The sequence below is a fragment of the Arthrobacter sp. zg-Y40 genome (assembly GCF_020731535.1).
GTDB lineage: Bacteria > Actinomycetota > Actinomycetes > Actinomycetales > Micrococcaceae > Arthrobacter_B.
In genome coordinates, this window is record NZ_JAJFZS010000011.1 from 32,684 (window position 1) to 46,574 (window position 13,891).

Below are 13,891 nucleotides of genomic sequence, written 5' to 3' on the forward strand. Positions count from 1 at the left end.
CGGAGAGGGCAATTATTTCCTGCAACAGGCTGACGGAGCCTGATTGATAGTCCGGCATACTTATCAACTTCCATCACACCTACTTCAGCATTACCTTCCCCAGCACGTTCCTCCCCGCCGCGGAATGCGGCCGCTACTATCCAGTTCCCCGCCCTCGGCACCCTCGGCACCGGGCGGGAACCAATTGAAAGAGGACCCAATGAAGAGCACACTTCGAATTGGCCTGGTGGCGCTGGCAGCCTCCGGAGCACTGGCCGTTTCCTCCTGCGGTTTCGGGGGCAGCGGTTCCGACGGTGACGGCGGCGCAAGTTCCATCGACCTGCTGGTGCCGAGCTACTCGGACGGCACCAAGGCGCTGTGGGAGGGCGTCATCGAGGATTTTGAAGCCGCCAATGAAGGGATCACGGTCAACCTGCAGGTTGAGTCGTGGGAAAACCTCGAATCGGTGCTGCAGACCAAGATCCAGTCCGGCGAAGCTCCGGACATCTACAACGGCGGAGCGTTTTCGGCTTTTGCCGATGAGGGACTGCTCTACCCGGCAGAGGACGTGGCGTCCGACGAAACCATCAGCGACTTCCAGGACTCGTTTGCGGCCAATGAGACGCTGGACGGCACGCAGTACGGATTCCCGCTCATTGCCTCGGTGCGCGCCCTTTTCTACAACAAGGACCTGTTCCAGGCTGCGGGTGTGGCAGAGCCTCCGACCACCTGGGATGAACTGTATGCAGCTGCGCAGAAAATCTCGGCTACCGGGACCCCCGGCTACGGCATGCCGCTGGGCTCCGAGGAAGCACAGGGTGAAAGCCTGATTTGGTTTTCCGGCAACGGCGGAGATTTCGGCGACGAATCCGCCATAGCCGTGGACACCCCGGAGAACCTCGAGGCCGCCGAATTCATGAAGAAAATGATTGCCGGAGGCGTGACCCAGCCGGATCCGGGAGCCACGCAGCGTACCCCCATGATCAACGTGTTCGCACAGGGCAAGATCGGCATGGTCTACGCCCTGCCCCAGACAGTAGGCCAGATTGCCGAGGACAACCCGGACCTGAACTACGGCATAGCCAGTGTTCCCACCCGCACCGGCGAGCCCTCCACCTTGGGCGTAGCGGACCGGCTGATGGCCTTCAAGAACGACGAGGATAAGCAGGAAGCCATCACCGCATTCATGGACTTCTTCTACGCCGAGGACAACTACGTGGACTGGGTCCAGACCGAAGGGTTCCTGCCGACTACCAAGAGCGGCTCCGAGGCGATGGCCTCGGATGAGGACCTGTCGACCTTCCTGGACATGCTCCCCAGCGCCAAGTTCTACCCCACTACCAACCCGGCCTGGAACACCACGGACGGCGCCTTCAAGTCGCTGATGGGCCAGCTTGAAGACCAGGAGCCCAAGGCAGTCCTGGAGCAGATCCAGTCCAAGGCTGACGCAGCCTGATCCGCCCGGGGCCGCTGCCCGGCGCAGGCGGCGGCCCCACCAGTCCCAGAACAGGTTGAACTCCATGAGCACACTTCGGCAGGTACGCCTGCGTACCGGCAAGCGGCGGGGCAGCAATGAAAGCGTGTGGGCCGCGCTGCCCTGGATCGGTCCGGTCCTGCTGCTGATCTTCGGCATTGTTATATTCCCCGCCGGCTACATGATCTACAGCTCCACCCGGCGTATCAGCCAGGCCGGCACCAATGTGGAGGGTGTGGGAGCGGCGAACTTCCTCACCGTCTTCGAGGACCCCAACCTGCCGCGGATCCTGCTTAACACAGTGGTCTGGGTGGTGGTGGTGGTCACCTTGACCGTGGCCATTTCACTGGCCCTGGCGAACTTCCTGAACAAGCCGTTTCCAGGACGCACCTTTGTGCGGATGGCAGTGGTGGTCCCGTGGGCGGCCAGCGTGGTCATGACTACCACCGTGTTCTACTACGGCCTGGACCGCGACTACGGCATCATTAACAAGTTCCTGGTGGACGTGGGGCTGATGGATGCCTCCTACGGGTTCACCAAGAACACGGCCACGGCGCTCGCCGCCGCCATTGTGGTGGGTGTGTTTGTATCCATCCCCTTTACCACCTACACGCTGCTGGCCGGCCTGCAGGCCGTGCCGGGGGACGCGCTGGAAGCGGCCAAGATGGACGGTGCCGGACCGGTGCGCACCTACTTCAGCGTGGTGCTTCCCCAGTTGCGCGGCGCCCTGGCGGTGGCGGTGCTGATCAACATCATCAACGTGTTCAACAACCTGCCCATCCTGAGGATCATGACCGGGTCCATTCCGGGCTACAGCGCCGACACCCTGATGACGTACATCTTCAAGGTCCTGCAGTTCGACCGGCGCCTGGATGTGGCCAGTGCGCTCAGCGTCGTCAATTTCGCCGTCGTGCTGGTGATAGTGGCCGCCTACGTGAAGATCGTTCGACCCATGAAGGAGGCCTGACATGGCCGTCACTGCCCCTGCGCCCCCGGCAGGTTCCGTGCCCGCTGCGGCACTCCGGAAGCGGCGCTACGGCGCCGACAATGTCAGTGCCCGGCGGATGTGGGCGCGCACGGTCATCGGTGCCCTGATTGCCCTGGTTTTCCTCACCCCGTACCTCATCATGCTGGTGGGGTCACTGAAAACCAGGTCGGAAATCCTTTCGGTTCCCCCCGAGTACCTGCCCGGGGACGGGCTGCAGTTCGGCAACTACCAGTCCATGTGGTCCACTCCGGAAACCCCGCTCACCTACAACCTGCTGTCCACCATCATCATTGCGGTCCTAGCCACGCTGCTGGTGCTGCTGGTGGCCACCCCGGCCGCGTATTACACCGCAAGGTTCCGGTTCCCGGGCCGGCTGGTCTTCCTGTTCCTGGTGATTGTGACCCAGATGCTCCAGCCGGCGGTCCTCACGGCCGGACTGTTCCGGCAGATGCTGTGGCTGGACCTGAACGACACATGGGTGGCCATGATCCTGATTAACGCGGCCTTCAACCTCTCCTTCGCGCTATGGATCATGCACAGCTTCTTTGCCGCCATTCCGCAGGAGATTGACGAAGCGGCACAGATCGACGGCGCCGGACGGCTCAAAGTGCTGATGCGGATCAACCTGCCGCTGGTCTGGCCGGGGATTGTGACAGCGGTGATTTTCACTTTTGTGGCGTCCTGGAACGAGTTCGCGGCGAGCCTCGTGATTATGTCCACGGCGGAGAACCAGCCCCTGTCCGTGGCGCTGACTAAGTTCATCGGCCAATACGCCACCAGCTGGCAGTACGTTTTCGGCGTGTCAATCGTCGCCATTGTGCCGGTGATTATTCTCTTTGCCGTCATCGAAAAGCGCCTCATCGGCGGACTTACCGCGGGTGCCGTGAAGTAAGCAATCCATAGGAGCGGACATGATGAAACTCGCTGCGGGCGTCCTGCTCGCCTCGGTCGTTGCGCTTTCGGCCTGTTCCGGTCCGGCCGGCGCCACTGCTTCGGCCACGGCCTCCCCGGGTGTGTCCTCTCCGGGGGCCGACGCCGGCGGGGAGGGGGAGTCGCTCGAGTCACTGTTCAGCGCGGTCCGCAACAACGCCCCCACAGGCGAGCGCATCGACGCCCTGGAAGCCATCGCGATGCACTACTACTGGTACGGCGGCGACCTGTTGCAGGCCGAAGAGGAAATCTTCCAAGGCATCACCCTGCACGGGGATTACGACGTGGTGGCGCAGGCATTTGCGCAGGCGGTGGAAATGGACCCGTGGGACGTGGACCTGAGGTATTCACTGGCCTCGGCACAGGTGCTGCAGAAGAAGCTTCCGGAGGCCATGGACACCTACGCCGGCATCCTCGCCCTGGATCCGAAAAACTTCAATGCCCGGCTTATGCACACCGTGTACTCAAAGGTGACCGGTGACACCGCGGCCTACACAGCCGGGATGGAAGAGCTGCGGCGGCTGGAACCTGAACGTGCCGCGGAGTTTGAGGCGCGGATCCAGACTGTCGACGACGTCGCCGCCGTTCCCTTTAACACAAAGGTCCCGGACGGACTGCCCGCTGAGCACCATGCCTTCGTTGTCCTCGGCTATGCACTTTCGGACACGGGTGAAATGGAAGAAACACTGATTGAACGGCTCAAAGTAGCGAAGGCGGCAGCGGACAAGTATCCCGATTCCCTGCTGATCGTGACCGGCGGCGTTCCCAAGGGCGGCATCACGGAGTCGGAGGCGATGGCCCGCTGGCTGACGGAGAACGGCGTGGCGGAGGACCGGATCATCGAGGAGGGCCTGGCAACGGACACGGTGGAGAACGCACTGTTCTCCCTTGAACGGGCGCAGGACGCCGGCGTGGAAAGCATGACGCTCATCAGCAGCGCCAGCCACATGCGGCGTGCCCTGGTGGTCTTCGGGGAGACCGAGAAACTGCTGGCCCATCTGTCCGGCAGCAAGCACCGCGACATCGGCAACGCCGTCTACCTCGACTACCCCACCGCCGAAGAGGCGTCCGTTATGGGCCCGGACGAAGAAATGGTCATTATGCGGGACCTGATGCGTTCCTCGGGAATCTGGGCCTTCCCCGGGCTGCAGCGCTAGCCGGTTCGGGTGAACGCAGGCAGGGGCCTTAAAACAGAAAGTGCCCCCGGCCGGAATCGAACCGACGACCTGCCCTTTAGGAGAGGGCCGCTCTATCCTACTGAGCTACGGAGGCGGACCGCCGGGCTTCCCGGCGGGCGATATCAGCTTACCCGTTTCTCCCGCGGCCCGTTTGCAGCGTTTCCGGTGCGGCGCCGTCGGGCCCGGCTGCCTGGCTGCCGTCGGGCGCCAGCCGGGCCAGGTACCGCGAATAGCTCTCGCGGATGGACTGCATAAAGCCGAGTATGGTGCGCAGCTCCTGGTCCGTGTAGCGGGACATCACTTCGTCATTCATGGCACCCAGTGGGCCGAAGTATGCTCCGGCCAGCTCCATGGCCAGCGGTTCAAAGTGCAGGGTGACTTTCCGCCGGTCCGAGTGGGTGCGGTTGCGGTGGATGTGGCCGATGCGTTCAAGCCGGTCGATCACCGCGGTGGTGGCACCCGAGGACGTGCCCAGCCGGGCGCTCAGCTGCCCGGCGGTCAGCGCCTCGTGGCGGATTTCCGCCTCCATGATGAGCACCAGGGCCCGCATGTCCGTGGCGTTGAGTCCGTGGGTGTGCGCAAAGGCATCCGCCACACGCTGCCCGTCCACGCTCATGCCGCGGATTGCGTCGACGATGTCGCGCCTCAGTTCCTGGTCTTCCACAAGATCCATACTAACTTGGAATTGAAGTATCTCCATATCTGAGATACTTTCGAATGGAGATACTTACGTCACGGGAGAAGCACATGTACGCAGGGATAGTGAAGAACGCCAAGACGGCGTGGGTCACTCTGCTGATCGGGGTGGCCGTCATCATTGGCCTTTTTGCCCTGCCAGTCGAGGAAAACGACACCACGGGGGTGGGCGGCCTGGACGACAAGTACCAGTCCACCCAGGTTGCGGAGCTGCTTGAGGAATTCCCGGACGCACAGGAATCCTCCGCCATCGTGGTCATCTCCCGGGAAGACGGCGGTCCGCTGACCGATGCCGATACTGCAGCCATTGCCGGGATCAATGCCGCGGCCACCGAAGCAGGGGCCTCCGGCCCGCCGCCGCAGGTTCCGCCTGTGGTTTCGGAAAACAAGCTGGTGGCGATCGTGCCGCTGACACTGCAGGCCGCGGCCGACGACGGCGACGCCGTCTCCGCGGAAGTGGAGGCCCTGCGCAGCGCCGTTTCCGATGCAGCCCCTGAGGGGGTCAAAGCGGAGCTGACCGGCGGAGCCGCATTCAGTGCGGACCTGGCCGGAGTGTTCTCCGGGGCAAACTTCGTGCTGCTGACCGTCACCGCCGGCGTCGTTGCCGTGCTGCTGCTGATCACCTACCGTTCGCCGTGGCTGTGGATTGTGCCGCTGGCCATTGTGGGTGCCATTGAACAGCTCGCCGCCAAGGTGGTGGACCTGCTGGCCCCGGCCACCGGTATTACCGTGGACCCGTCCGCGGTCGGCATCACCAGCGTGCTGGTCTTCGGTGCCGCCACGAACTACGCGCTGCTGCTGATTGCCCGCTACCGGGAGGAACTGCGCGCCCACAGCTCGGTGTACGAAGCCATGGCCAAGGCCCTGACCCGCACCCGCGGGGCCATTATTGCCTCCGGCGGCACCGTGATCCTGGCGCTGCTGACCCTGCTGTTCGCTGACACCGCCAGCTACCGGGGCCTGGGTTTCTCCGCCGCCATCGGCATTGTGCTGGCAATCTTCAGCGCCCTGTTCCTCCTGCCGGTGGCGCTGGTGCTGCTGGGCCGCAAACTGTTCTGGCCGTTTGTGCCCAAGGTGGGGGACCCGGCCAAGGAAGGCAAGTTCTGGGGCCGGCTGGGTGAGGCCACCGCACGCCGCCCCAAGACCATTGCCGGCATCGCCGTCGTCGTCCTGCTGGCCCTGGGCAGCGCCCTGTTCAGCCTGCAGATTGGCCTCAGCGAGAACGAACAGTTCCGCGAAAAGCCGCAGGCCGTCACAGCCGCCGAGACGCTCGCTGAAGGCTTCCCGGCAGGTTCCTCCTCGCCGGTCACCGTCCTGGTGGACACCGCCGCGGCCGACGCCGCCGTTTCACAGCTGCAGGACGTCGAGGGCGTTACCGCGGCCACGGCGGGCACCGAGCATGACGGCAAGACCCGGATTGAACTGATCACCGGCTACGAGGCAGGCACCGACGAGGCGAACACCTTCATCACGGACCTGCGCGCGGACCTGGCCGGGGAGGACTACGGCGCCCTGGTGGGCGGTGAAGCCGCCGAACGCGTGGACCAGCTCGCCGCCAACCAGCACGACACCGTCCTGGTGGGAACCACCGTGATTGCCTTGGTCTTCCTGGTCCTCACCATCCTGCTGCGCTCCCTGGTAGCACCGTTGCTGCTGGTGGCCTCGGTGCTGCTGACCTTCCTGGCCGCCACCGGGCTGAGCTGGCTGGTCTTCGAGAATGTGCTGGACTTCCCGGCCATGGACGTGCAGACCCTGCTGTATTCCTTCCTGTTCCTGGTGGCGCTGGGTGTGGACTACAACATCTTCCTGACCACCCGGGCCCGTGAAAACGCGGTCACCATGGGAACAAAGCAGGGCATGCTGGCGGCACTGCGCTCCACCGGCGGCGTCATCACCAGCGCCGGTATCCTGCTGGCCGCTGTGTTCGCCGTGCTGGGAGTGCTTCCGCTGGTGACCCTGACGCAGGTGGGCATCATCGTGGCCGTCGGTGTCCTGTTCGACACCCTGCTGGTGCGGACCGTGGTGGTACCGGCCCTAACCTTCATCCTTGGCGAGCGGTTCTGGTGGCCGTCCCACCCGTCGCGTGAAGACGGCAACCACGGACGCCGCAAGGCTGAGGGCCAGCAGGATCCAGCGGGCGACGGTCAGCGTGCACGCCAGGGCGGCGTCGCCTCCCGATAGTTCGGCTGCGCCAAGGGCATTGTCAATGGCGATGTTCTCCCACAGGTCCGCGACCACAAAGAGGATCGGCGCACTGAAGAGCACCCAGCGCAGCGTCCGGCGCTGGGTGTTCAGCCCGATTATCAGCAGCCAGGTCAGGCCGAAGATCAGCGGGAAAAGCACCCCGGCAGTCTTGTGCACATAGCTGAGCTGGCCCAGGGCATCGGCGTCCATGGCCGCACGCAGCGCGGCCAGATGGTCTTCGCCGTATCCGAAGACCATCGAATCCGGCATGGCCAACCCGTCGGCGAGCTGGGTCAGCTGGCCCAGGACCAGCAGATGCAGGTACCAGAAGAGGAAGAGCGTGGTCACCACGCCCGCAATGACCACCAGGCCGGGGCTGGACTTGCCCTGCGGTCCCGGGGTTCCCGGACCGGCAGGGGCTCCGGGGGTGCCGGGCCGCGGCAGGCCGGCCTGAGGTCCGTGTTTTGCGGCGCGCTGTGCTGCTGATTTTCCCATACGTACAGTATGGCCGCACTGCCGGGGAGGCCCGGCCTGCAGCGCCGCGGGGACCGGGCGCTGCAGGTTTGGGGGTCCTTCACCGTCGCCTTCCGTACAGCTGATGCGGCCTGCCTGGTGCCTTATGTACAGCTGATGCGGCCTGCCAGCCCTCCAAGCCGCATTAGCTGTACACCCGCGCCCCCGCGCCCCCGCACACCGCCCACCTGCACCCCGCCCAAATGCCCCCTCCTGACCTGCGCCTGTCCGGGGCGGAGACGGGCGGCTACGCTGGGAGGCATGAGTGAGAATGCCCTGCCCGAGGACTTCCAACTGGCCGCCGACCTGGTGCGCGAAGCCGGGCAGCTTGCCCTGCAGATGCGTGCCGAGGGGCTGACCGCCAGCCAGAAAACCTCGGTGTCCGACGTCGTCACCGCCGCGGACCGCGAGGCGGAGGCGCTGGTGGTGCGCCGGCTGCGGGAACTGCGTCCGGACGACGGCATCGTGGGGGAGGAGGGTGCCAGCCACAACGGCACCTCCGGCCGGTCCTGGGTCATCGACCCCGTGGACGGGACCTACAACTTCTTCACCGGGTCCACCTACTGGTGCTCGGCCATTGCACTGCGGTCCGAGCCGGGCCCGCACGAACTGCCGGGTGACCCCGACGTGCTGCTCGGCGCCATCTACCAGCCGCAGGAAGACCTGCTGTGGGTTGGCGGCAAGGGCCGCCCGGCCACCCTCAACGGCGAGCCGATCGGTGCGCCGGCCGACGAACCGCTGAACCGGCTATGCGCCGGCACCTACCTGCACCCCACCTGGCTGCAGCGCCCGGAAGTGGTGGGCCCGTGGACGGCAGCGGCGTCGCGCGCAGCAACCCTGAGGATGATGGGCTCGGGCTCCTGCGACCTGGGCCGGGTGGCTTCCGGCCAGCCCGGGGCCTGGTTCCAGCACAGCTGCCCGGAATGGGACTGGCTGCCCGGCAAAGCCATTGTGCTGGCTGCCGGCGGCAGCACCGCCGTCGTCGAAGTAAACGGGTTCCGCTGGCACATTGCCGGTTCCGCCGGCGCCGTGCGGGAGATCCACGAAGCCCTGACCTCCGCCTGACCGGCTGCCCGTGGTCCGGGCGTGGACCGGACCGCAGGCGGTGCTCACCGGATTGTCAGCCGCAGCGCCTAGACTTAAAGCCATCATGGACTACCTCTTTGATCCACTCTTTCCCGCACCCCGCAAAAACGCTCCGGAGCCTGCCGCGCAGGCACCGCAGGCCGAACACACCCGGCGGAGATCCTCCTATGCGGACGAAAGCCGTGCCGCGGACCTGCTGCAGGGCCTGAACCCGCAGCAGGAAGAAGCGGTGAAACACGCCGGGTCGCCCCTGCTGATTGTGGCCGGCGCCGGATCGGGCAAAACCCGGGTCCTCAGCCACCGCATCGCCTATCTCCTGGCCACCGGCCGCTCGAACCCCGGCCAGATCCTGGCCATTACGTTCACCAACAAGGCCGCCGCGGAAATGCGCGAGCGGATCGAGAACCTGGTGGGCGGCGTCGCCAAGACCATGTGGATCTCCACCTTCCACTCCTCCTGCGTGCGGATCCTGCGCCGCGAGGCCAAAACGGTGGGGATGAACTCCAACTTCTCCATCTACGACTCGGCGGACTCGCTGCGCCTGATCACCTTGGTGGCCAAGGGCCTGGACCTGGACCCCAAGCGGTTCACCCCCAAGTCCATCATGAACAAGATCTCTGCGCTGAAGAACGAACTGGTGGACGAAGAGTCCTACGCCGAATCGGCGAATTACTCCGACCCGTTCGAATCCGCTGTGGCCGAGGTCTACAAGGGCTACGCGCAGCGGATGCGCCAGGCCAACGCCATGGACTTTGATGACCTGATTGCCCAGACGGTGTTTATGTTCCGGGCCTTCCCTGGCGTGGCCGAATACTACCGCCGGCGGTTCCGGCACATCCTGGTGGACGAGTACCAGGACACCAACCACGCCCAGTACGCGCTGGTCCGCGAACTGGTGGGCAGCGACGACGACGCCCTTGACGTTCCGCCGGCGGAACTGACCGTGGTGGGCGACTCCGACCAGTCCATCTACGCATTCCGCGGCGCCGACGTGCGGAACATCAACGATTTCGAGAAGGATTACCCCGCAGCACGGACCATCCTGCTGGAGCAGAACTACCGCTCCACCCAAACCATCCTCAATGCGGCCAACGCGGTGATTTCCCGCAACCCCAACCGGCCGGAGAAACGGCTCTGGACCGCTGAGGGCGACGGCGAGAAGATCATCGGCTACGTGGGCGAGAACGAACACGAGGAAGCCCGGTTCATTGCCGAGGAGATTGACCGGCTGCAGGACGAGGAAAACCTGCGCCCCGGCGACGTCGCGGTGTTCTACCGGACCAACGCGCAGTCCCGTTCCCTCGAAGACGTGCTGGTCCGCGTGGGGCTGCCCTACAAAGTGGTGGGTGGCACCCGGTTCTACGAACGCAAGGAAATCAAGGATGCGCTGGCCTACCTGCGCGTCCTGGTGAACTCCGACGACGTCGTGAACCTGCGCCGGATCCTCAACGAACCCAAGCGCGGCATCGGCGACCGCGCGGAATACTCCGTGGCGGCCCTGGCCGAACGGGAACGGATTTCCTTTATGGCCGCACTGCGCCGTGCCGCCGAGGCGCCGGGCCTGGCCACCCGGTCGCTGAACTCGATCAACGGCTTCGTGAAACTGATCGATGACCTCTCGGAGGTAGCCTCCGGCTCGGGTGCCGCCGCAGCCCTGGAAGCAGTACTGGAACAGACCGGCTACCTGGCCCAGCTGCGCTCCAGCAACGACCCGCAGGACGAGTCTCGGGTCGAGAACCTTGCCGAACTCGTGGCCGTGGTGCGCGAGTACGAGCGGGACAACCCCGAAGGGTCCCTGGGCGAGTTCCTGGAGCAGGTCTCTTTGGTGGCGGACGCCGATTCCATTCCCGACGCGCCGGAAGGCTCCGCGGAGGAAGTTGCGGCAGCCGTGGAGGAATCCCGCCGGCAGGGCGTGGTGACCCTGATGACCCTGCACACCGCCAAGGGCCTGGAGTTCCCGGTGGTGTTCCTGACCGGTATGGAGCAGGGACTGTTCCCGCACCAGCGCTCGGCCACAGACCCGGCCGAACTGGCAGAGGAGCGGCGGCTGGCCTACGTGGGGCTGACCCGGGCACGGCAGCGGCTGTACCTGACCAGGTCCGAGGTTCGCAGCATGTGGGGACAGAGCCAGTACAACCCGGCCAGCCAGTTCGTGAGCGAGGTCCCGGCGGACCTGATCGACTGGAAGCGCGAAGGAATGGAGCGGCCGGCCTGGGGCGGCGGCGGCGGCGGAAGCATCACGTCCAGCCGCTACTCCGGGTCCTCCTGGGGCGCCGGTACACCGCTGGGAACCGGCGGCAGCACCGCCAATGCGCCGGTGGCCAAGGCCATGGGCCGCGTGCAGCCGCAAAAGGAAGTCATCTCCGTGGCAGCCGGGGACAAGGTCAACCACACGTCCTTCGGGCACGGCACCGTGCTGGCCGTGGAAGGTGCGGGGGACAAAACAGTGGCAAAGGTGAAGTTCGACATCGGGGAAAAGCGCCTGCTGCTGCGCTATGCGCCGCTGACGAAGGAGTCCTGAAACGCGCCGTTCTTCATAACGCAGACCGGCCGATTTCTACAAGCGATAGAAGTGTGTCCTTCATCACTAAAGAGGTAGTCTGTGATCGGCGCCAAGCGCCGAGGTACTAAAGTTCCCAATGGAGCAGACCGGCTGGAAGCATCTGCTCTGCGATCGTCAGATCGAATGTAAACCTACTTCGACGTAGAAGGACACTAGCCCGTGGACCTGTTTGAATATCAGGCGCGCGATATGTTTGAGGCGCACGGTGTACCCGTGCTCGCCGGAATCGTGGCGCACACTCCTGAAGAAGCCAAAGCTGCTGCTGAGAAGATCGGCGGCGTTGTCGTCGTCAAGGCACAGGTCAAGGTTGGTGGCCGCGGCAAGGCCGGCGGCGTAAAGGTCGCGAAGACCGCCGATGAAGCTTTCGAGCACGCATCCAACATCCTGGGCATGGACATCAAGGGCCACACCGTTCACACGGTGATGATCGCCCAGGGTGCCGACATTGCCGAGGAATTCTACTTCTCGGTCCTGCTGGACCGCGCAAACCGCAACTACCTGGCCATGTGCTCGGTCGAAGGCGGCATGGAGATCGAGCAGCTGGCAGTGGAGCGTCCCGACGCCCTGGCCCGCGTAGCTGTTGATCCCGCCGTCGGCATCGACACCGCCAAGGCCGAAGAGATCGTCGACGCCGCCGGGTTCGCCCCCGAGCTGCGCGAAGGCGTAGTCAACGCCATCCTCAAGCTGTGGGACGTCTTCACCAAGGAAGACGCCACCCTCGTTGAGGTCAACCCGCTGGTGAAGACCGGCGACGGACAGATCCTCGCCCTCGACGGCAAGGTCTCCCTGGATGAGAACGCCGACTTCCGCCAGGCCGGACACGCCGCCCTGGAAGACAAGGACGCCGCGGATCCCCTCGAGGCCAAGGCCAAGGCCAATGACCTGAACTACGTCAAGCTTGACGGCCAGGTGGGCATCATCGGCAACGGCGCCGGTCTTGTCATGTCCACGCTCGACGTCGTCGCCTACGCCGGTGAAAAGCACGGCAACGTGAAGCCGGCCAACTTCCTGGACATCGGCGGCGGAGCCTCGGCATCCGTCATGGCCGCCGGCCTGGACGTCATCCTGAATGACGAGCAGGTCCGGTCCGTGTTCGTGAACGTCTTCGGCGGCATCACCGCCTGTGACGCCGTCGCCAACGGCATCGTCAAGGCCCTGGAAATCCTCGGAGACGAAGCCAACAAGCCGCTGGTTGTCCGTCTGGACGGCAACAACGTCGAAGAAGGCCGCCGCATCCTTGCCGAGGCCAACCACCCGCTGGTCACCCTGGCCACCACCATGGACGAAGGCGCCGACAAGGCTGCCGAGCTCGCTTACGCCGCTCGCTGACCAAGAGCCTGTCGAACCTTTAGAAAGAGAATCCCCTTATGTCTATCTTTTTGAACAAGGACTCCAAGGTCATCGTTCAGGGCATCACCGGCGGCGAAGGCACCAAGCACACCGCCCTGATGCTCAAGGCCGGAACCCAGGTTGTCGGCGGCGTTAACGCCCGCAAGGCCGGCACCACGGTTACCCACGGTGACGTGGAACTGCCCGTTTTCGGCACCGTGACTGAGGCCATGGACAAGACCAACGCAGACGTCTCCATCGTCTTCGTGCCGCCGGCCTTCACCAAGGACGCCGTCATGGAAGCGATCGACGCCGGCATCGGCCTCGTCGTCGTCATCACCGAAGGTGTTCCCGTGCAGGACTCCGCCGAGTTCTGGGCCCACGCCCAGTCCAAGGTGGATGCTGACGGCAACCAGGTCACGCGCATCATCGGCCCGAACTGCCCCGGCATCATCACGCCCGGCGAAGCTCTGGTTGGCATCACCCCCAACAACATCACCGGCAAGGGCCCGATCGGCTTGGTCTCCAAGTCCGGCACCCTGACCTACCAGATGATGTACGAACTGCGCGACCTTGGCTTCTCCACGGCCATTGGCATCGGCGGCGACCCGGTTATCGGCACCACTCACATCGACGCCCTGGCTGCGTTTGAAGCGGATCCCGAGACCAAGGCCATCGTAATGATCGGTGAAATCGGCGGCGACGCCGAGGAACGTGCCGCAGAGTTCATCAAGGCCAACGTCACGAAGCCGGTTGTCGGCTACGTGGCAGGTTTCACGGCTCCCGAAGGCAAGACCATGGGCCACGCAGGCGCCATTGTCTCCGGTTCCGCTGGAACCGCCCAGGCCAAGAAAGAAGCCCTCGAGGCTGCCGGCGTGAAGGTCGGCAAGACGCCGTCCGAGACCGCCACCCTGCTGCGCGAAGTTTACGCAGCCCTCTAGTTCCACCGCGCATGCCCCCGTCCTGCGGAT

The 13,891-nt window shown here is 64.8% G+C and carries 10 protein-coding genes, 1 tRNA gene and 1 pseudogene; 9 read left to right on the forward strand and 3 right to left on the reverse strand.

The annotated features are described in order from the left end of the window. Nucleotides 1–199: 199 nt before the first annotated feature. The 4 genes from LJ754_RS11645 to LJ754_RS11660 all read left to right on the forward strand — a co-directional run bounded on the left by LJ754_RS11645 (nucleotide 200) and on the right by LJ754_RS11660 (nucleotide 4,528). Nucleotides 200–1,435, forward strand: coding sequence for an extracellular solute-binding protein (locus LJ754_RS11645; RefSeq protein ID WP_227926704.1), 1,236 nt, complete (start codon nucleotides 200–202; stop codon nucleotides 1,433–1,435). 64 nt (nucleotides 1,436–1,499) lie between these two features. Next, nucleotides 1,500–2,420 carry a carbohydrate ABC transporter permease gene (locus LJ754_RS11650; RefSeq protein WP_227926705.1) on the forward strand — a complete coding sequence of 307 codons (921 nt, stop codon included), beginning with the start codon at nucleotides 1,500–1,502 and terminating at the stop codon, nucleotides 2,418–2,420. 1 nt (nucleotide 2,421) lies between these two features. Then, the gene (locus LJ754_RS11655; RefSeq protein WP_227926706.1) at nucleotides 2,422–3,333 is read left to right on the forward strand and encodes a carbohydrate ABC transporter permease; all 912 of its coding nucleotides are present in this window, start codon (nucleotides 2,422–2,424) and stop codon (nucleotides 3,331–3,333) included. 19 nt (nucleotides 3,334–3,352) lie between these two features. Next, nucleotides 3,353–4,528, forward strand: coding sequence for an ElyC/SanA/YdcF family protein (locus LJ754_RS11660; RefSeq protein ID WP_227926707.1), 1,176 nt, complete (start codon nucleotides 3,353–3,355; stop codon nucleotides 4,526–4,528). Between the two features lie 41 nt (nucleotides 4,529–4,569). Here LJ754_RS11660 and LJ754_RS11665 read toward each other — a convergent pair. Continuing rightward, a tRNA-Arg gene (locus tag LJ754_RS11665) sits at nucleotides 4,570–4,643 on the reverse strand. Between the two features lie 33 nt (nucleotides 4,644–4,676). After that, nucleotides 4,677–5,222 (reverse strand): MarR family winged helix-turn-helix transcriptional regulator, encoded by a 546-nt coding sequence (locus tag LJ754_RS11670; RefSeq protein ID WP_227926708.1) that lies wholly within the window; start codon nucleotides 5,220–5,222, stop codon nucleotides 4,677–4,679. A 74-nt stretch (nucleotides 5,223–5,296) separates the two neighbouring features. On the opposite strand from LJ754_RS11670, the pseudogene LJ754_RS11675 reads away from it, so the two are divergent. Then, nucleotides 5,297–7,258 (forward strand): annotated as a pseudogene (locus LJ754_RS11675) (MMPL family transporter); the annotation flags it as partial. A 21-nt stretch (nucleotides 7,259–7,279) separates the two neighbouring features. On the opposite strand, the gene LJ754_RS11680 reads toward LJ754_RS11675, so the two are convergent. Further along, a complete protein-coding gene (locus LJ754_RS11680; RefSeq protein ID WP_227926709.1) occupies nucleotides 7,280–7,924 on the reverse strand; it encodes a hypothetical protein in 645 nt (214 codons plus the stop codon). A gap of 279 nt (nucleotides 7,925–8,203) precedes the next feature. Here LJ754_RS11680 and LJ754_RS11685 point away from each other — a divergent pair, with 279 nt between their 5' ends. From LJ754_RS11685 to sucD, 4 genes are all read left to right on the forward strand, one after another. Beyond that, the gene (locus LJ754_RS11685; RefSeq protein WP_227913492.1) at nucleotides 8,204–9,007 is read left to right on the forward strand and encodes an inositol monophosphatase family protein; all 804 of its coding nucleotides are present in this window, start codon (nucleotides 8,204–8,206) and stop codon (nucleotides 9,005–9,007) included. Between the two features lie 85 nt (nucleotides 9,008–9,092). Further along, complete coding sequence (pcrA, locus tag LJ754_RS11690) at nucleotides 9,093–11,549, forward strand: DNA helicase PcrA (protein WP_227926710.1); 2,457 nt, start codon at nucleotides 9,093–9,095, stop codon at nucleotides 11,547–11,549. A 201-nt stretch (nucleotides 11,550–11,750) separates the two neighbouring features. Further along, complete coding sequence (sucC, locus tag LJ754_RS11695) at nucleotides 11,751–12,920, forward strand: ADP-forming succinate--CoA ligase subunit beta (protein ID WP_227913490.1); 1,170 nt, start codon at nucleotides 11,751–11,753, stop codon at nucleotides 12,918–12,920. Nucleotides 12,921–12,958: 38 nt separating this feature from the next. Next, on the forward strand, nucleotides 12,959–13,861 hold the full coding sequence (gene sucD, locus LJ754_RS11700; protein ID WP_227926711.1) for a succinate--CoA ligase subunit alpha: 903 nt from the start codon (nucleotides 12,959–12,961) through the stop codon (nucleotides 13,859–13,861). Nucleotides 13,862–13,891: the final 30 nt, after the last annotated feature.

Bases quoted from the DNA above. Each gene is read 5' to 3' on its own strand.
- sucD (WP_227926711.1), top strand. From the start codon at position 12,959: ATGTCTATCTTTTTGAACAAGGACTCCAAGGTCATCGTTCAGGGCATC.
- LJ754_RS11670 (WP_227926708.1), bottom strand. From the start codon at position 5,222: ATGGATCTTGTGGAAGACCAGGAACTGAGGCGCGACATCGTCGACGCA.
- pcrA (WP_227926710.1), top strand. From the start codon at position 9,093: ATGGACTACCTCTTTGATCCACTCTTTCCCGCACCCCGCAAAAACGCT.
- LJ754_RS11645 (WP_227926704.1), top strand. From the start codon at position 200: ATGAAGAGCACACTTCGAATTGGCCTGGTGGCGCTGGCAGCCTCCGGA.
- LJ754_RS11655 (WP_227926706.1), top strand. From the start codon at position 2,422: ATGGCCGTCACTGCCCCTGCGCCCCCGGCAGGTTCCGTGCCCGCTGCG.
- LJ754_RS11685 (WP_227913492.1), top strand. From the start codon at position 8,204: ATGAGTGAGAATGCCCTGCCCGAGGACTTCCAACTGGCCGCCGACCTG.
- LJ754_RS11680 (WP_227926709.1), bottom strand. From the start codon at position 7,924: ATGGGAAAATCAGCAGCACAGCGCGCCGCAAAACACGGACCTCAGGCC.
- LJ754_RS11660 (WP_227926707.1), top strand. From the start codon at position 3,353: ATGATGAAACTCGCTGCGGGCGTCCTGCTCGCCTCGGTCGTTGCGCTT.
- LJ754_RS11650 (WP_227926705.1), top strand. From the start codon at position 1,500: ATGAGCACACTTCGGCAGGTACGCCTGCGTACCGGCAAGCGGCGGGGC.